General features: G+C 35.5%; 20 protein-coding genes. 3 read left to right on the top strand and 17 right to left on the bottom strand.

Features of this window, described 5'->3' with window-relative positions; all coding sequences use genetic code 11:
• Position 1: 1 nt before the first annotated feature.
• The 13 genes from dut to porW all read right to left on the bottom strand — a co-directional run bounded on the left by dut (position 2) and on the right by porW (position 11,281).
• Complete coding sequence (gene dut / locus ACY2RT_RS06290; protein WP_490155050.1) at positions 2–436, bottom strand: dUTP diphosphatase; 435 nt, start codon at positions 434–436, stop codon at positions 2–4.
• Entirely contained in the window at positions 433–1,893 is a 1,461-nt protein-coding gene (locus ACY2RT_RS06285; protein ID WP_490155049.1) for a lipopolysaccharide biosynthesis protein, read from the bottom strand. The genes dut and ACY2RT_RS06285 overlap by 4 nt, the downstream gene beginning before the upstream one ends.
• 55 nt (positions 1,894–1,948) lie before the next feature.
• Positions 1,949–2,470 carry a hypothetical protein gene (locus ACY2RT_RS06280; protein ID WP_490155048.1) on the bottom strand — a complete coding sequence of 174 codons (522 nt, stop codon included), beginning with the start codon at positions 2,468–2,470 and terminating at the stop codon, positions 1,949–1,951.
• A gap of 102 nt (positions 2,471–2,572) precedes the next feature.
• Entirely contained in the window at positions 2,573–3,436 is an 864-nt protein-coding gene (atpG, locus tag ACY2RT_RS06275; protein ID WP_490155047.1) for an ATP synthase F1 subunit gamma, read from the bottom strand.
• A 15-nt stretch (positions 3,437–3,451) separates the two neighbouring features.
• The gene (atpA, locus tag ACY2RT_RS06270; RefSeq protein ID WP_490155046.1) at positions 3,452–5,032 is read right to left on the bottom strand and encodes a F0F1 ATP synthase subunit alpha; all 1,581 of its coding nucleotides are present in this window, start codon (positions 5,030–5,032) and stop codon (positions 3,452–3,454) included.
• 49 nt (positions 5,033–5,081) lie between these two features.
• The gene (gene atpH, locus ACY2RT_RS06265) at positions 5,082–5,624 is read right to left on the bottom strand and encodes an ATP synthase F1 subunit delta (RefSeq protein ID WP_490155045.1); all 543 of its coding nucleotides are present in this window, start codon (positions 5,622–5,624) and stop codon (positions 5,082–5,084) included.
• A 7-nt stretch (positions 5,625–5,631) separates the two neighbouring features.
• Positions 5,632–6,126, bottom strand: a complete 495-nt coding sequence (locus ACY2RT_RS06260; RefSeq protein WP_490155044.1) for a F0F1 ATP synthase subunit B — start codon at positions 6,124–6,126, stop codon at positions 5,632–5,634.
• Between the two features lie 74 nt (positions 6,127–6,200).
• Entirely contained in the window at positions 6,201–6,443 is a 243-nt protein-coding gene (gene atpE, locus ACY2RT_RS06255; RefSeq protein ID WP_490155043.1) for an ATP synthase F0 subunit C, read from the bottom strand.
• Between the two features lie 24 nt (positions 6,444–6,467).
• Entirely contained in the window at positions 6,468–7,571 is a 1,104-nt protein-coding gene (atpB, locus tag ACY2RT_RS06250) for a F0F1 ATP synthase subunit A (RefSeq protein WP_490155042.1), read from the bottom strand.
• 69 nt (positions 7,572–7,640) lie between these two features.
• On the bottom strand, positions 7,641–8,036 hold the full coding sequence (locus ACY2RT_RS06245; protein ID WP_490155041.1) for a hypothetical protein: 396 nt from the start codon (positions 8,034–8,036) through the stop codon (positions 7,641–7,643).
• Positions 8,033–8,281: an AtpZ/AtpI family protein gene (locus ACY2RT_RS06240; protein WP_490155040.1), complete on the bottom strand. Its 249-nt coding sequence runs from the start codon at positions 8,279–8,281 to the stop codon at positions 8,033–8,035. Before ACY2RT_RS06240 ends, ACY2RT_RS06245 begins: the two co-directional genes overlap by 4 nt.
• Complete coding sequence (locus ACY2RT_RS06235) at positions 8,232–8,711, bottom strand: bactofilin family protein (protein ID WP_490155039.1); 480 nt, start codon at positions 8,709–8,711, stop codon at positions 8,232–8,234. The genes ACY2RT_RS06240 and ACY2RT_RS06235 overlap by 50 nt, the downstream gene beginning before the upstream one ends.
• Positions 8,712–8,716: 5 nt before the next feature.
• Complete coding sequence (gene porW, locus ACY2RT_RS06230) at positions 8,717–11,281, bottom strand: type IX secretion system periplasmic lipoprotein PorW/SprE (RefSeq protein ID WP_490155038.1); 2,565 nt, start codon at positions 11,279–11,281, stop codon at positions 8,717–8,719.
• Between the two features lie 248 nt (positions 11,282–11,529).
• Between porW and ACY2RT_RS06225 the strand changes: the two genes are divergently transcribed.
• On the top strand, positions 11,530–12,579 hold the full coding sequence (locus ACY2RT_RS06225; RefSeq protein ID WP_490155037.1) for a 2Fe-2S iron-sulfur cluster-binding protein: 1,050 nt from the start codon (positions 11,530–11,532) through the stop codon (positions 12,577–12,579).
• On the opposite strand, the gene ACY2RT_RS06220 is transcribed toward ACY2RT_RS06225, so the two are convergent.
• The 3 genes from ACY2RT_RS06220 to ACY2RT_RS06210 form a co-directional block, all read right to left on the bottom strand.
• The gene (locus ACY2RT_RS06220) at positions 12,580–13,611 is read right to left on the bottom strand and encodes a glycosyltransferase family 9 protein (RefSeq protein WP_490155036.1); all 1,032 of its coding nucleotides are present in this window, start codon (positions 13,609–13,611) and stop codon (positions 12,580–12,582) included. It lies immediately after the preceding gene.
• A gap of 6 nt (positions 13,612–13,617) precedes the next feature.
• On the bottom strand, positions 13,618–14,226 hold the full coding sequence (locus ACY2RT_RS06215; protein ID WP_490155035.1) for a DUF4254 domain-containing protein: 609 nt from the start codon (positions 14,224–14,226) through the stop codon (positions 13,618–13,620).
• Positions 14,227–14,399: 173 nt separating this feature from the next.
• Complete coding sequence (locus ACY2RT_RS06210) at positions 14,400–15,323, bottom strand: DUF6427 family protein (protein ID WP_490155034.1); 924 nt, start codon at positions 15,321–15,323, stop codon at positions 14,400–14,402.
• Positions 15,324–15,362: 39 nt separating this feature from the next.
• Here ACY2RT_RS06210 and ACY2RT_RS06205 point away from each other — a divergent pair, with 39 nt between their 5' ends.
• Complete coding sequence (locus ACY2RT_RS06205) at positions 15,363–15,596, top strand: DUF6341 family protein (RefSeq protein ID WP_490155033.1); 234 nt, start codon at positions 15,363–15,365, stop codon at positions 15,594–15,596.
• Here ACY2RT_RS06205 and purD read toward each other — a convergent pair.
• Positions 15,588–16,862, bottom strand: coding sequence for a phosphoribosylamine--glycine ligase (purD, locus tag ACY2RT_RS06200; RefSeq protein WP_490155032.1), 1,275 nt, complete (start codon positions 16,860–16,862; stop codon positions 15,588–15,590). The two genes, ACY2RT_RS06205 and purD, sit on opposite strands and share 9 nt — an antisense overlap.
• A gap of 66 nt (positions 16,863–16,928) precedes the next feature.
• Here purD and ACY2RT_RS06195 point away from each other — a divergent pair, with 66 nt between their 5' ends.
• A complete protein-coding gene (locus ACY2RT_RS06195) occupies positions 16,929–18,236 on the top strand; it encodes a phenylacetate--CoA ligase family protein (protein WP_490155031.1) in 1,308 nt (435 codons plus the stop codon).
• The last annotated feature ends 3 nt before the right edge of the window (positions 18,237–18,239 follow it).

Below are 18,239 nucleotides of genomic sequence, written 5' to 3'. Positions count from 1 at the left end.
ATTATTTGGTTCCCGTACTGCCAAATCCACCGGCACCACGAGTTGTTTCTTCTAATACGTTTACTTCTTCCCAATTAGCACGTTCGTGCTTAGCGATGACCAATTGAGCAATACGTTCTCCGTTTTCAATTGTAAAATCTTCGTTAGAAAGATTTACTAAAATAACGCCTATTTCCCCGCGATAATCGGCATCGATCGTTCCGGGAGCATTTAATACCGTAATTCCTTTTTTTGCTGCCAAGCCACTACGTGGGCGTACCTGTGCTTCATAACCAATAGGTAGTTCCATAAACAATCCCGTTTTTACAATAGCTCTTTGGAGTGGTTTCAATGTTGAAGGCTCCGGGACATTAGCCCGTAGATCCATTCCGGCAGAATAGATGGTTTCATAAGAAGGCAACGGGTGCTCAGATTTGTTAATTATTTTCATTTTCATTTTTTAAAGATTCGTTGAAGGTCTCTCTTTTCAGAAAAATATACCAGTAACAAAAATACCAATAATAATGCAGTCCCTATGATTAAATTTTCATCAAAAACGTAAAAGGAAAGAGCTGAAAAGCCTATTGAAAGTAACAGGTATCCGATTATTTTTTTTAGGTTATAAGGTACTGCATAATATTTTTGGCCCAGAATATAGGAAAGTATCATCATGGTTCCGTAAGCTGCTAAGGTTGCAATTGCAGAACCGCGGTAACTCATAAATGGAATTAAAGCAAAATTAAGAGCCAAGGTAATAACTGCTCCAACTACAGAAATATATGCGCCAAACCTTGTTCTGTCTGTTACCTTATACCATACTGAAAGGTTATGGTAAATCCCCAAACAAAGATTTGCGAGTAAAATAACAGGAACAATGACCAGTGCTTCCCAGAAGTTACTATCGGGAATGAGAATTCGTTTAAAAACATCTATATATACAATTACAAAAAGCAAAATGAAACTCCCGAAAACAGTAAAATATTTTGTAATGGTGGCATAAGTATATTTTGCATTTTCGCTTTTTGCATGATTAAAAAAGAAAGGTTCAATTCCCAGACGAAATGCTGTTCCAAACAGGGTCATAAATACGCCCAATTTATAACACGCTGCGTATACACCCACTTCTGCTTCAGCAATATCAGCAGGTAATAAGTATTTTAAAAGAATTTTATCGAAAGCTTCGTTGATCGAAAAAGCAATCCCTGCAACTAAGACCGGTAATGCGTATTTCAGCATTTGTTTCCAGATAGTATTATTAAAACGGAAGCCAATTTTAATGTATAATGGTAATAAAACTAACAAGGTAATTCCACTGGCAATAGCATTAGCAATAAAAACATATACTACATTTCCTTCTTCTGTATAAATTGTATCCCAAAATGAGTCCGGATTACTTTCTGCCCAGCCGGGTAATATTAAAAAGAAAAACAGATTGAAACCCAAGTTTATAACTACATTAAAAATTTTAATGATAGCATAACGCATTGGTTTTTCGTTTGCCCGAAACCACACAAAAGGTAATACAACCAATGCATCCAAGGCTAATATCAATAGGCCATAAGTAACATATTCGGTTTTAAACTCAAGAAAACCGGCAAGTGGTTCACGAACCAATAATGATATTAGTAAAAAGAGTAAGGTTGAAACCGTTAAAGAAGTAAGCGCTGTAGATTGAACGATCTCTCTTTTAGATTCGTCTTTATTAATAAAACGGAAAAAAGCAGTTTCCATTCCGTAGGATAAAACTACATTTCCTAAAATAAGGAAAGCCATTAATGAAGCATAAATACCATATTGCTCTTTCCCTAGAACAATAACATATAATGGCACCAAAAAAATGGCCAAAGCACGGGGTAATACCGTAGCCAGACCATAGATAAAGGTTTGCTTAAAAAGTTTTTTGAAGATGCTCAATACTTCACAATTTTAGATAAAAGTATTGAAATTTCTTATGTGCAATACTCAAATATTAATTCCCGTTATCTGGTTTAGTTTGAGGATAGGCTATCATATCTCTTTTCTCCATACCTGAGATCTTATAATACTTTGTTTCTCCATTATGTAAATAACTAACTACAGCATCATTGTCTTTTAGGTCAAATGGAAAAGCTTTAGGTGGAATGTTCTGAGCTTCTTTTTTAGGATCGCTATCCATAATAACATCCCGGTCCGGGTCATTTTTATAATAGCCGACATATTGATTTCCTTTTTGTGGAGATTTTTGAGCTTGTGCTATTTTCTTTCTGAAGTAAATATCTTGTACTACAATATCTTCTGTAAAGTTTTTAAAAGAAATGTGAACATTGGTTCCTCTACCTCCAGCTTCAATTCCTGAAGCCCAGTCTTGGTAATATACTTCGCCTAAAGAAAAAGGAGGCGTTTGTGTTAAGCTATATTTTGAAGTATCCATTTTTGAACCTCCGCAGTTTGAAAAGCTGAAAAGCACAAATGATATCCCAATAAGTCCAATTACATATTTTAATTGTTTCATTTTTTTATTTTTTTAGGTCACTTCAAAATCCTTGCCGCAAATATACAAAAAAGCCTTCTGTCTTGTTCAGAAGGCTTTTTAGCACAAAGTAGGTCTTATAAATTATCCTGCCAATGCTTCTGCACCACCAACGATCTCTAAAATCTCATTGGTAATAGCAGCCTGACGGGCTTTGTTATATTTTAGTTTTAATGCGTCACGTAATTCGGTTGCATTATCGGTTGCTTTATGCATTGCTGTCATACGAGCTCCATGCTCACTTGCAACACTATCTCGTAGTGCCTTAAATAATTGTGTTTTTAAGCTTTTCGGAATTAGTCCTTCAATAATTTCCACCTTTGAAGGTTCAAAGATATAGTCTGCTGTCGCTTTTGTTTCAGAGGCTTTTGGGGGAAGAATTGGTAAAAATTGTTCCGTCATCACAATTTGCGTTGCCGCATTTTTAAAATTGTTATATACCAATACAATTTTATCGTATTCTCCTTTGGAAAACAGGTTCATCAACTTTTCGGCAATCTCAGCAGTACTTTCAAAAGACAAGTCATCGAAAATAGCGTTATTGTTTTCAATTACTGTTTCGGTCTTTTTTAAGATATCATTCCCTTTTTTACCTAAGGTCAAAAAGTCTAGCTGTTTTCCTGCATAGACTTCGCTGGCCAAAATTTTAGCTTCTTTAATAATATTACTATTAAAGGCACCTGCCAAACCTCGATTCGATGTAATAGCCACAACCAACACTTTATTAACTTCACGCTGGTCTGAATATTTACTACCTGTATCACTGTCCAAAGATGCACTAAGGTTTTGTAATAACTCAGTCAACTTTTCAGAATAAGGACGCATTGCTGTAATAGCATCTTGTGCCTTTTTCAACTTTGCAGCAGAAACCATTTTCATGGCACTGGTAATCTGCATCGTTGATCCTACCGTAGCAATTCTATTACGTATTTCTTTTAAGTTTGCCATTCTTCCGGTTTAGAATTATGCTTTGTACTTCGCTGAAAGATCTGCAGCTACATTTGTTACAACATCAATAGCATCATCTGTCAACTTCCCTGCTTTTAATATATCTAATGTATCTCTGTGCTTTGCATTCATCATTTCCAGGAAATCTCTTTCAAATTCTTTTACTTTCTCAACAGGGACATCACGCAATAGATTTTTAGATCCCGCATAAATAATAGCAATCTGGTCTTCAACTGTAAATGGATCGTTTTGTGCTTGCTTTAAAATCTCCACGTTACGTTTTCCTTTTTCAATTACATTTAAAGTTGCTGCATCCAGATCAGATCCAAATTTTGCAAAGGCTTCCAATTCACGGAACTGTGCCTGATCCAGCTTCAAGGTACCTGCTACTTTCTTCATCGATTTGATCTGTGCATTACCTCCCACACGAGATACCGAAATACCTACGTTAATAGCAGGACGAACACCCGCGTTAAATAGATCAGATTCCAAGAAAATCTGTCCATCTGTAATCGAGATTACGTTTGTTGGAATATATGCAGAAACGTCACCCGCCTGTGTTTCAATAATTGGAAGTGCTGTTAAAGAACCACCTCCTTTTACCTTACTTTTTAAAGCTTCAGGAAGGTCATTCATCTCTTTTGCAATATCATCATCTGCAATTACTTTTGCAGAACGTTCCAATAATCTGGAGTGCAAATAGAAAACATCTCCAGGATATGCTTCACGTCCCGGTGGACGACGTAATAATAGCGATACCTCACGATATGCTACTGCTTGTTTTGATAAATCATCATAGATAATCAAAGCCGGACGTCCCGTATCTCTAAAATACTCTCCAATTGCAGCCCCTGCGAATGGAGCATATACTTGCATAGGAGCCGGGTCACTTGCATTTGCAGCTACAATAGTTGTGTAGGCTAATGCTCCTTTTTCTTCCAATACTTTAGCAATATTAGCAACTGTAGATGCTTTTTGACCTACTGCAACATAAATACAATAAACCGGTTCACCAGCATCATAAAACTCTTTTTGATTCAAAATAGTGTCGATACAAACAGTTGTTTTACCTGTTTGACGGTCGCCAATTACCAGCTCACGCTGTCCTCTACCTACCGGAATCATCGCATCAATTGATTTTATCCCTGTTTGTAATGGCTCGGTTACAGGCTCACGGTAAATTACTCCGGGTGCTTTTCGCTCTAATGGCATTTCATAAGTTTCACCACTTATTGGTCCTTTTCCATCGATAGGTTGGCCCAATGTATTTACAACACGTCCTACAATGCCTTCACCTACATTAAGAGAGGCTATTCGCTGTGTTCGTTTTACAGTAGCTCCTTCTTTAATTTCTTTTGAAGGCCCTAACAATACTACACCTACATTGTCTTCTTCAAGGTTTAATACGATTCCTTCAAGTCCATTTTCGAATTCTACTAATTCTCCATATTGTGCATTAGCAAGGCCGTAAATTCGGGCAATACCATCACCTACAGTTAATACAGTCCCTACTTCGTCTAATGAAGCAGTTGCTTCAAAACCTGAAAGTTGTTGTTTCAATATTGCTGATACTTCAGCTGGTTTAACTTCTGCCATTTTGTTTAATTATATTTGATAGCCCTATGTTAAAACTTTGGGCCACACGTTATAAACTTTTACTAAATTCTCTTTTTAAATTTCCTAATTGATTAGCAATACTAGCATTGTATTGTAAATCGCCAACACGAAGAATAAATCCTCCTATGATTGTTGTATCTATTTCATTTTCTATAGTTACACTGCTACTACCTGTCAATTCTTTTACTTTTGCCAGTACTTGCTGTTCTAATGCTTCAGAAAGAGGTACCGCTGTAATAACTTTTGCTACTTTAACACCTTTTGATTCGTTGTACAAATCAATGTAACTTTCTGCTACAGAACTTAAAGAGGCGATACGACCATTGTCTGTCAATACTTTAATTAGTGATTTTGTATTTTCAGATTGATCTGCAAAAATTTTAAGTAATGCCTCTTTTTTGTCTTCAGGTTTTATTACCGGACTTTTAAGTACGGCTCGTAATTCCTTACTATTTGATAATGTGGTATACACAGACTGCATATCATCAAATACAATGTTTGTTACATTAGCTTCACTGGCTTGTTGTAAAACCGCTTTTGCGTATCGTATCCCTGCTTTGCTTCCGCTCATTTTATAATTAGTTTAATGTGGCATCACCCAACATATCTTCTACTAGCTTCAATTGCTTGTCTTTGTCTGAAAGTTCAGTCTTCACAACCTTTTCTGCAATTTCTACAGACAGTGCAGCCACTTGATTTTTCAATTCGGCAACAGCAGATTTCTTTTCGGTCTCGATAGCTGCCTGTGCATTTGTAATCATCTTATCAGCTGCTAATTTTGCTTCATCTTTTGCATCAGCAATCATCTTAGCTTTAAGCTCTCGCGCTTCTTTCATCATTACTTCTCTCTCTGCACGTGCTTCTTTTAAAATACGTTCATTATCTGCTGTAAGATTTTCCATTTCTTTCTTAGCAGCTTCAGCAGATGCCAATGCATCTTTAATAGATTGCTCCCTATCGCTTACAGTACCTACAATTGGTTTCCAAGCAAATTTTCTCAAAAGAAAGAACAAGATGGCAAACGATATAAACGTCCAAAATAATAATCCTACATCTGGAGTAACTAAATCCATTTCTATATATTTTTATATTCTTTAGTATTTAAAACCAAAAAAGGCGGCACAACCAACCGTTGTGCCGTTCTTTTTTACTTGATAAGGGATACAACCACCGCGAAAAGTGCTACCGCCTCAACGAAGGCAAGTATAACGATTGCAGATGCTTGAATTTTTCCTTGCATTTCTGGTTGACGTGCAATAGCGTCCATTGCTGATCCACCAATTCTACCAATACCTATTCCGGCACCAATAGCTGCAAGTCCTGCTCCAATTGCTGCAAACGCTCCGTAATCTACGGTTGCTGCTGCTTCCTGTAATAATGCTAAACTCATAGTGTTTAAATATTAAAAAATTAATTAATGTTCGTGTTCATGTTCCTCCATTGCAGACCCTATATATAAGGCAGACAATAAAGTAAATATATATGCCTGTATTGCAACTACCAATACTTCGATCACACTAATAAATACCGAAAAGAAAATAGAGGCCGGTGAGACCCATACGCTTTCAGCAATAAATATTAAGGAGATCAAACTAAGTATTATAATATGTCCCGCGGTAATGTTTGCAAACAAACGAATCATCAACGAGATTGGTTTTATAAATATCCCCATAAACTCAATTGGGGCCAAAAATATCTTCATTGGTACAGGTAGCCCCGGCATCCAAAAAATATGTTTCCAGTAATCTTTGTTTGCTACAAGAGTGGTAATTACAAATGTAATAATCGCAAGTACTAAAGTAAATGCAATGTTACCACTTAGGTTTGCACTAAATGGAAAGAAAGGAATCAATCCCATAACGTTATTGATCCAAATAAAGAAGAACAACGTAAGTAAAAACGGTAAAAATCTTTTATAGTGTTTCTCTCCTATATTAGGTCTGGCTACCTCATCTCTAATAAAAACTACTAATGGTTCTGTAAATTTAGCAAGCCCTTTAGGCACTCCGTTAGCATCATATTTTCGCGCTGAAAGTCCAAAGATCAATAACAATAGTACCATGGAAAGGAACATCGAAAACACCAGCTTGGTAATAGAAAAATCAAGTGGATGTGCATTTTCAGGATGTCCATCTGCCGCAATAGTAAGATAAGTTCCGTTTTCATTTACTCCTTCTGCAGCATAATAAATTTCTTCGTGGTACTTTACAAATCTCTGTCCGTTCTTCTCAACAATCACACTTCCGGTATTATCGTGGTGAAACTCGCTGGACATAAAGGTAACCAGTCCGTTATCGGTCCAAAGAATTACGGGCAGAGGAATAGAAATAGCATGGCCATCCCAATCCATAATATGAAAATCATGCGCATCTTTAATATGATGCATGATCATATCTGTTACATTAAATTCTTCATCGGATTCTTTGGAGGGTGAAGCCGCAAAAGTAGAGGTTGATACTAGGACAAAAAACGCCCCTAATACGAGGCTCTTGATGACGTTGAATTTTGTTGTTTTCAATACAGTGTTTTTGCGTTCCTGAAATTTGGTGCAAATGTACTAATAGTAAATGAATTGACAAACCAAAAATTACTTTGTTTCCTGGTTTTTAAAAAAATTACTTAGGGAGAAGATTTCGAATGCTAAAAACAAAAAATAAGGAATGAAAAAATTAATGACTTCTACTTTAGAATTCGTTGATTTACCGAAGAATAACGGCAATAAGAATACAATTGCCAATATCATTTTTACAAGTGTTGAAATAAGAAACAGGTTGTAGGTTTTTTTGTTTCCTTTTAAAAATTGATAATTTACAATTGCATAAACAATAAAAACCAGAATTGCATTGAATGTATAAATGGTCCAAAGTGGGAAATATAGCTTTATTTCAGAAAAGAAAGTAAAAAAAATATAATAGTGAATTGCAAATAACAATCCTGTAAAAGCTACCAGTTTCAAAAAGAAATTAAACAGGTCTTTATTCATTTATTTTTATTTGAAAAGTCGGTCACTTGTTTTATCACAAAATACATAGCAATTGCTACAGAAGCTAAACTGCAGATAATTGTATAAATTGAATAATCATTAGGGTAAGCCTCATCCAGCTTTACACCCCCATAGCTCCCAAGCCCAATAATGGCAATCATTTGAAAAGCTATTCCCGTGAATCGGGCATAATTATTAATTCTGCTGTTCCGTTTTGGTTTTTTGGATTCTTTGTGATCTGTCAAAAGGATGATTTTGAGTCTTTAAACTCTCCGTATCTTTGGTTTGTGATGACGCTATCGCTGCTTTTTCTTTTCCAGAGCCCTTCATGGCACAGGTTGCATTAAAAGTTGCACCAGGCTCTACAGCAAGTTTCCCAACAACTACTTGTCCTTCTATATGTGCTGTGGCTTTTAAAGTAAGTGTTCCTGAAACATTTAGGTCTCCTTCAAATTTTCCTTCAATATCTGCGTTTTCGCAAGTTAAAGTTCCGTTGATAAAACCTGATTTACCTAATACTACTTTAGATGGCGTACTTACATTACCTTCTATAGTTCCGTCAATTCTAAAAAAACCTTGAGAATTAATATCTCCTTTTAATTTGGTTCCTTCATTAATACGATTTTGTCCTGTGGTTGGTTCTGTCATATTCTTATCTTTTTTATCTGAAAACATAGTCGTTATTTTTGGGGATTACTATTTTTTTCTTCTTCTGAACTGCGGTTCAGATAGTCTTCAAGATTTTTATGAATCTGAATGATCTTATAATTAGGTGTTGAAATTTCGAAATATGGATCTGTAATTTTATACTTTTTATTTTCTTTCAATACTTGGCCAAAACCACGGCCTCCTAATTTTGTATTCAATCCGTGAACAATTACAAAAATAGTATCCGGATCATAATAATCTACCGAGGCATTCATTTTTATATATCTGTATTCTTGAATGGCAAGGTCTAGTTTTTCTTTAAGGGCATCTGCAGATTCTCTGTCATTACTATTAAAAGTATACACTATTTTCCACTTGTTCTCTTCATCATCCGACACGAACTTTTTGACAGCCAGTTTTGGTAAAACCGTATTATATATTGTTTGTGCCTGCTTTCCTTCTTCAGAATTTGGATAGTTAAGTGACACATAATTAAGTGCTTTTTTATAGGCTTCAAAACCATCCTTCCGTCCTAATGCTGTAGCTTTTAGCATTTCAAGTTTAGGAACAATATCATTTCCATTATAAAGGGAAATATATTCATCGCTTGTCGTTATAACATTTTGATAGTTCCCTGCCTCAAACTCTTTATAAAGGGCTTTGTATTTAAATTCCGGGCTGGACTCATCTGTTGCTAGTTGTGAATTTGGATTTCGCAAAATTTCAGCATAGCGTGACTCCGGATAGTTGTTGATGATATCATTTTTGTATTTATCAGCAAGTGCTGTTCGTTCTACCTGAGTGTATATTTTATATAAATTATATTTTGAAGGCAGGATTAACCTTTCTTCGGGATTAAAGGTTAGTAATTTCTCTAATCGGTCTGACGCTAATCCATATTCCTTAAATTTTTCTTTGTATATAAGCCCTAGCTGATAATACGCGAAGTTTCGGTCTTTGGCGATACTATCTATTGCTTTTTGGTCTGTTGGAATTCTGGAAATATAGGTTTCCGGTTTGTATAATTCGCTTTCAGAAATAGGTTCTGCTTCAACAATGGCTACTTCGTCATCATTAATTCCGGTAGACTGTTTGCTTGAAAGCCTCCAGTTATCCTCCAGCTTTCTATCTCCCCAAACTTTTCTAAATTCTTGTTTTCCGTAAGCTACAGTAGCTGTATTATAAAAATAAAATGAGCCTCCTTTTCCTTCTTCTTCTTTCTTTCCTTGTTTCTTGTAAAATTCCTGATTAGCAATACTTTTTTCCAATTTCACACTTGCTATGGAATCTTCAATTGCTTTTTCTTTTAGCCGGGTCGTATATTCCGTAAAATATGCCAATTGCTGTGCTTCAGTCATATTTGCAAGCTGAAGTATGCTATCATTTGTAGTGGCAATATCTTCGTATTTAATAACGTCATCTAAATTTTCACGCTTCTTTTTTACACGACGCCAAAGGCGTGTATTCGCTTCCAGGAAAGTAAGCGTACTGTCATAATAACTTCCCGCAGTTTTATATTTGGCATCATCAAAATTTATTTCGGCAAGTGTTTGGTAATTCACAGCCTGTAATATTCTATCTTCTCTGAAGGTTTGAATGGATTTGTTATAATAGATAACTGCAGTATCAATATTTTGAGTACTTCGATAGTACTCTCCCATTTGGTTATATATTCTGTCTAAAAATGGTCTGTTCTCACGATCTTCTTCTAAATCCTGAAGTAATTCCAATAAAGCAATACGGTCTTCTTTATCATAATTAAAGTTTTTGGCTTTTGCTATATATGCATTAATCATGTAGATGCGAGGTGATTTTCTGTTGAGCTCGATTACCTCATCAAAGGCCATATTTGCACTGTCTTTCTGATCTAAACGATTGTACAACTGCCCTTTTATATACGCATAACGCCCTTTTAATTCGTTATCTTTTATGTATTCCGAAGCCATTTTAATATAAGGAACTGCTTCTTGGATAGAATCCAAATTAATATAAGCCTGAGCCATAATTGCAGCTCCATCTGCTAATTCTTCGTCATCAAGTTCTGTTTCTTCAAACATTTTTTGAAGATTCTCTAATGCAATGTCCTCATTCTTTAATCGAATATTGGTTTTTGCCTTCCAAACTTTTGCACGATTAATGTTGTTGCTTGTTGGATATTTGTTTAGGATAAAATTAAATGCATCGAGTGCAGGCACAAAACGTAGATCGTAGTATCGTGATTTTCCAAGCAACATATATGCTTCGTCAATTTGTGGATTGTACTCTTTACCGTCAATGTAAATGGAATGTTTTTGAATTGCCTTTGCAGACTTTTCTTCGGCTCTGTTAAAATCCGGATTATCAGACTCGCCAGGTAAAGAAATTTTTTCGACAAATTCTATCCGCTCCACAGGAAGAATTTCCCAAAAATTATCGCGATAGTTAAGGGCTAATTCTTCTTTCCCTTTTTCAAAGGCCAACCCTCCGTTATAGAGTGTATTATACTCTGCAGTTACCGCATGAAAATTGCGGCTCATAAATGTGTTTTTCTTTCTGGAACAAGCTGCCAGAACTAAAACAGCCAGTAAAAAAATGGTAATTTTATATATGCCTTTCAAAATACTTTCAGTTTATATGATACTGTAACTTAAAAGCTTTACTTTTAGTATGTAAAAACTCAACGGAACCGTAAAAATACGTTTCTTTTTAATATCTCACCTGTTAAACGTTTAAAAAAAGGCGTTTCAACTGTTTTTTGAGTTATTTATTAAAAAAATAAGATAGAACTTACAGATCATCAACTAGCCCGGCTTTTTGGTCTTTAATTAGCGTTCATTTCACTACATTTGCGGAAAATTTTTAGTCTATGAGCGAATTCCACACGCTTACTATTTCTGAAGTAAAAAAAGAGACTCCAAATGCAGTTTCTATTGTTTTTGAAGTTCCTTCAGCATTAAAAGAAAAATTTCACTTTAAGGCAGGGCAGTACATCACTATTAAGCATTCCTTAAACGGAAAAGAGATCCGCAGAGCCTATTCTATCTGTTGTTCTCCAAATAGTGGATCATTGAAGGTAGGGGTTAAAAAAGTAAAGGATGGTACATTTTCTATATATGCAAATACCTTATTAAAAGCTGGTGACACATTGGACGTTATGATTCCGGAAGGTAAGTTTGTTTTAGAATCTCGACCTGGTCCTATAAAAAACTATATGGCTTTTGTTGCCGGTAGTGGGATTACCCCTGTTTTGTCTATTATACAAACTGCTATGGAAGCTGCTCCTGATACTAGCTTCGTTTTAGTGTATGGAAACCAAACTGTAGGCGAAACTATGTTCTATTCAGAATTATTAGCCTTGCAGGAAAAATATCCGGACCGATTGTATATTGAATTCATCTTTAGTCGTAAACAGGAAGACAAGGCTATGTTTGGAAGAATAGAAAGGTCTACTGTAAATTATATTATCAAGAACAAATTTAAAGACCGTTCATTTGATGCCTTTTATCTCTGTGGGCCGGAACCTATGATCAATGAAGTCTCCTCTGTGTTACAAGAAAGTGGAATTAGCGAAAAGCAAATTCATTTCGAACTTTTTACCACTACCGAGGAAGGTTCTCTGGCAGAACCTCATGATGGAGATACGCAACTTACTGTAACTGTTGATGACGAAACCGAAACATTTTCAATGCCTCAAAACAAATCGGTTCTGGAGGCTGTTCTGGAACAAAAGATTGATGCTCCTTATTCTTGTCAGGGAGGTATTTGCAGTACCTGTATTGCTCGTATTACAGAGGGAAGAGCCGAGATGAAAAAAAATCAGATCTTAACCGATAGCGAAATAGCCGAAGGTTTAATTTTAACCTGCCAGGCACATCCTACTACTCCAACTTTGGTTGTAGATTACGATGATGTTTAATTAAATGGTTTCTACAATTTTCCTAATAATTGTGTCCGGTGAGATCGTATCCATAACCTTTTCATATCCTTCGGGATATTTATTTCCATAGATGGAAGTGGGGATTAAGGGGTATTTATTTCGGTCTGCTGTTAATTGATTTTTCTCCGGTTGTCCAAAAGGCACAAAACCTGCATAAGGGTGAGTAACTCCCCAAATTGTAATTACAGGAATCCCAAACATAGTAGCCAAATGGCCATTTCCACTATCCATTGAAAGCATTAAATCAAGATTAGAAATAAGGGCAAGTTCATCTTCAAAAGTGAGTTGACCGGCAACATTGGTAACTGTAGAATGCAAGGACTCTATTTTTGAAAGTACTTCGATCTCATCCTTTCCTCCTCCAAAAAGGAAAATACGATAGTTTCCCAATATATCTAATTGAGAGATCACTTCTTTCATAAATTCCATAGGATACATCTTACTCTTAAAAGCAGCAAAAGGAGCAATACCTATTGCCTTTTTTGTATGCGTTCCAATAAGGCTTAACAATCTTGGACTTAATTGTTTTCTTTTAGGAAATTGATGCTCACTTAATTTTATAGGGTAGCCTAATCTTTCAAAGACCTCGGCGTAACGCTGGTGTGTACTTTTTAAAGGCTGAATGGTTTTTCCTTTTGCATTGGTAAGTGCTTTCTTTTCGGACCTTCCCTTATCGATGGTCGAAATTTTCACACCTTTTAGTCTTAGGTAATTGGTTATTACTTTGGAACGGATCACATTATGCAGGTCGGCTACAGCATTAATCCCCAACCCTTTTGCTTCTTTAGCAAGTTTTACCAGCCCAAGACCTCTGTGCTGCCCGTAAACATCTGCTTCCAAAAAACAAATGTTCGGGATATCCTTAAATAGTGGCTTAAAAAAAGGGCGGGTAAGGACTGTTAATTTAACATTTGGATAAGTTTGAGCCACAACCCTAAGGACAGGGATTGTCATAGCCACATCTCCCAAAGCAGACAGGCGGATTACAAGTATGTGGACAGGAGGTGCCAAGGATAGCTATTTTTCGCCTCTTAGTACAGGGTTTAGTTCATCATCGTTGTACATTTTCATCTGCTTATAAACTTTCATGTATTTTCTTCCGTGAGCTATATCACTTAGTAATTGATCTATAGCGGTACTTAGATCTATACGTTGCTCCAATAATACATTGAGTTTGGTCTGGCAATTCGCACGGTGTGCCTCAGAAGCATTTGTACGGGTCGCTTCTTCATGCATATGATATATTTTTAGCGCCAAAATAGAAAGGCGGTCTACTCCCCAGGCAGGGCTTTCGGTGTTGATGGTTGCATCTTCACCTACTGTAACATCTTTGTATTTTTCTAAAAAATAGCTGTCAATATATTCCACCATGTCTGTACGATCCTGATTGGAAGCATCTATTTGACGTTTCAGTTTTAAAGCAGCAACCGGCTCTATATTTGGGTCGCGAATAATATCTTCATAATGCCATTGTACGGTATCGATCCAGCTTTTTCGGTATAGCAAATGTTCCAAGAGCTGATCATTTTTATCGTACGGATTTGTAAAAGACTGATCTACTGTATTTACTTCGTGGTACTTATCAATTACTTCAACAAATATTTTATTGGCCTTATCACTAAACATAATTTCTTGGTTTTGCAAAAATTACTTTCAGAATAGTCTCTGAACTCTGTTTTTCATTGGGCAAAGGTATTATATTTTGCAATAGTAATCAGCAAATGGTTGTTAGCTTTGTTTTGTTGTGTTTCAGAAAATTGAATTAAAACACATCATATTCTTTTAGAATTTATGGTGGTTCATATGAACAGAAGGAATATAGGAAGCAATACAACCAATAACAACAATAATTCTTTAAACCAAAATTCCTTGATGTTCTCAATATAATTAGAAGCAATTATAGCTGTAGGAGCCAATAAGAATAAAAGTTCTCCTCCTGTTTTCTCAGGGCTTGATACTACCATAAAAATAGATATTACAGTTATTATTAACATCAACAAGTAGTTGGGCCTGTCTTTTTTGGAAACAGATGAAATCTTAAAAATTCGATATATACTTGTCCAAACAATAAGTGTCATGATTATAGTCGCAGGAATTAAGATTTCTGCCGAATGATATGCAGAAAAATCAGTGCTAATTGTCATTTGCAGCTCAAAAAACCACCCTAAAGAGTTATATACAAAATAATGATATGCGGTTGCAATAACCAATATGCCAAAAAAGCCTACAAAAGGAATGAGTAAATGTTTATATGTGGTGTGCTTTTTCCTTAAAATAGCCAGAAACAAAATGATAAAAAATAAAAGGCAATAAAAGTAAAAGAAAGAAGCTATCGTAATCCAGAGAGAGGCATCAAGTATTTTCTTTTCAATATTTTTTTCAGATCTCAAACTTAAAACTCTGCGTAAAGCGAGTAACAAAAAAATATTTGCCAGGAGAATGTTTTTTTCAAAAAAAATGACGGGAAGCATTACCAAAAAACAGCTAAAAAAAAGTATTCCAAAGGTATTGGACTTTGTTAAATCGTTCTTTCTAATAATAAAATCAACTAATAACATAGAGAAAATACATACAGCAATAAAAAAAATATGTTTTAACATCCATATTGCCGAAAACTCAATTGAAGCGGCTACAAGAATTCTTAAAACATAACCTATGAAAATAAATATACCAAGGATTAAGAAGTTTACCGGGTTAGATTTGCCAAAAAAGCTTGTAAGCATGCTATCTAATTTATACTTTTGTGTTATAAATATAAAGATATGACTTGGAAAGGTTTTTTTGAAGGAATACAAACATTAAGTGAAAATATATTATTTGCTCCCTATGATGCATTACGATTAGGAGTGGATAGCTGGTGGATGTCTAATATTGTAAGCTGGTTATTGACTCTTTGTGGTTTTGTAGCTTTTATCTACTGGATGGGGCAGCTAAAAAAATTCAATGATAGTGGTGAAGAGGATAAGAGTATCACCTCTCATTCGTACTTAGAGTAGGTCGAAGCCAATATCGGAACGATAATACATCCTGTCAAAAGATAGCTTTGCTATGTTTAGATAGGATTTTTTTAATGCTTGTTTGTAATCTATGTCTAAAGATGTAATCGCCATTACCCGCCCTCCGTTGGTGAATATTTTTCCATCTCTTTGTGAAGTCCCGGCATGAAAAACAATAGAATCTTCTATTTCTGAAATTCCTGATATCTCCTTCCCTTTTTCATAAGCTTCGGGATATCCTCCCGAAACAACCATAACCGTAGTCGCTGCGCGTTTATCTATTTCAATTGAAACCTCATCTAGTTTTTGTTGGTACGTAGCTTCAAACAGAGTTACCATATCTGTTTTAATTCTGGGCAACACGACTTCGGTCTCCGGATCGCCCATACGTACATTATATTCTATTACATACGGTTCATCATTCACTTTAATTAAACCAATAAATATGAAGCCCTTATAGTCAATTTGTTCTTCTTTCAAACCATCGACTGTTGGTTTTACAATACGATCTTCAATTTTTTGCATTAAAAGGGAGTCTGCAAAAGGTACAGGAGATATGGCTCCCATCCCTCCAGTGTTTAAGCCTGTATCTTTTTCACCTATTCGCTTATAATCCTTAGCTGTTGGAAGGATCTTGTAGTTTTTGCCATCAGTTAAAACAAAAACACTTAATTCAATTCCATCGAGAAATTCTTCGATCACTACTGTAGAACTTGCTTCACCAAATTTGCTATGCGCAAGCATATTTTCTAATTCTTGTTTGGCTTCAGACAGATCATTTAGGATCAAAACTCCTTTTCCTGCAGCCAACCCATCCGCTTTTAAAACATAGGGGGGTTTTAAGCTTTCCAAAAAATGTTTTCCCGCTTCTAAAGATTCTTTTGTAAAACTGGCATATGCGGCCGTAGGGATGTTATGCTCTAACATAAATTCTTTGGCTCGCTCTTTACTTCCTTCCAATAATGCCCCTCGTTTAGAAGGCCCTATAATCATTACATCTTTTAAAGATGCTGTGTCGGCAAAATAATTTGCTATTCCGTTTACCAAAGGATCCTCAGGCCCCACTACAACCATTTCAATATCATTTTCTAACACGCAATTTCTAATTGCTTCAAAATCACTAAGCGAAAGAGGTATATTTGTTGCGATCGAAGCCGTCCCGGCATTTCCCGGAGCTACAAAAAGCGTATCACAACGATTACTTTCTGCAATTTTGTAAGCAAAGGTGTGTTCACGACCGCCAGATCCCAATATTAAAATGTTCATTTTTGGAAAGGTTTTAATTCGAGATCAAAAATAATTGTTTGTAAATTGACCTACTAATATTTTGGCTTGAATTTATTTGAACTCACATTGCGCTTTAAAGGTTTTCCGATTGCGGAAGCAAAAAAACATTTAGAAGAAATTCATAGGATCCCTGAAAAAGACTACGAAGATCATATTAACAAGCTTCGAATGAATATTTTTGAGTATCATCGACGCGAAAATTCTTTTTATCAAGATTTTATTGGTGCAACTTCATTTTCAAATTGGAACGAAATTCCTGTTATGCAAAAAAACGACTTGCAAAGACCTTTGGCAGAAAGGCTTTCCAATGACTTTTCAAAAAGAAATGTATATATAAACAAAACATCGGGATCTAGTGGCCATCCCTTTATTTTTGCAAAAGATACGTTTTGTCACGCATTGACCTGGGCAGAAATTATAGATAGATACAATTGGTATGGCCTTGACTTCAATAGTTCACTGGAAGCACGGTTTTATGGAATTCCTCTCGATATGAAAGGATATCAAAAAGAACGTTTAAAAGATCGATTAAGCAACCGATACCGTTTTCCTGTCTTTAATCTTTCGGAAGAAAAAATGGAGGAATTTCTTCACGTTTTCCAAAGAAAAAAGTTTGTCTACATAAACGGTTATACCAGTTCAATTGTACTTTTCGCTAAATTTCTTTTAAAAAAGGGCATTCGCTTAAAAGATGTATGTCCAACTTTAAATTATTGTATTGTCACCAGCGAAATGCTTTTTGAAAATGATAAAAAACTATTGGAATCGACTTTTGGAGTCTCTGTAATTAATGAATATGGTGCAAGTGAATTAGACCTAATTGCATTTACCAATCCTCAAGGTGAATTTGTTGTAAACAGTGAAACACTTTTCGTAGAAATCCTGGATGATAATAATCAACCTGTTATAAATGGAAACCCGGGGCGTATTGTTATTACTTCTTTATATAACAAAGCGCAGCCTATGATTAGATATGATATTGGAGACCTGGGAGTATTAAGCCCCCAAAGCACACTGAAAAAACCTGTTTTAAAACAATTGATCGGGAGAACAAATGATATTGCAAAGCTTCCCGCAGGGAAAACCGTCCCTGGGCTTACCTTCTATTATGTCACTAAAAGCGTGATTGAAGATGATGGAAATGTAAAAGAATTCATTATTGAGCAAACCGCTTTAGATACCTTTAAAATTATTTATGTTTCTGAGCGTGAACTCACTAAAACTGAAGCTGAAGCTATAAAAAAAGCATTGTACCAATATTTAGAAGATAACCTTACCCTAATTTTTGAAAGGGTAAGTGTCCTTGATAGAAGTAATCGTGGAAAACTAAAACAGTTTATTTCAAAATTGTAATCT

This window comes from Ulvibacter sp. 2210JD10-4 (genome assembly GCF_058148525.1).
This window is presented reverse-complemented; position numbering and strand designations above follow the sequence as displayed.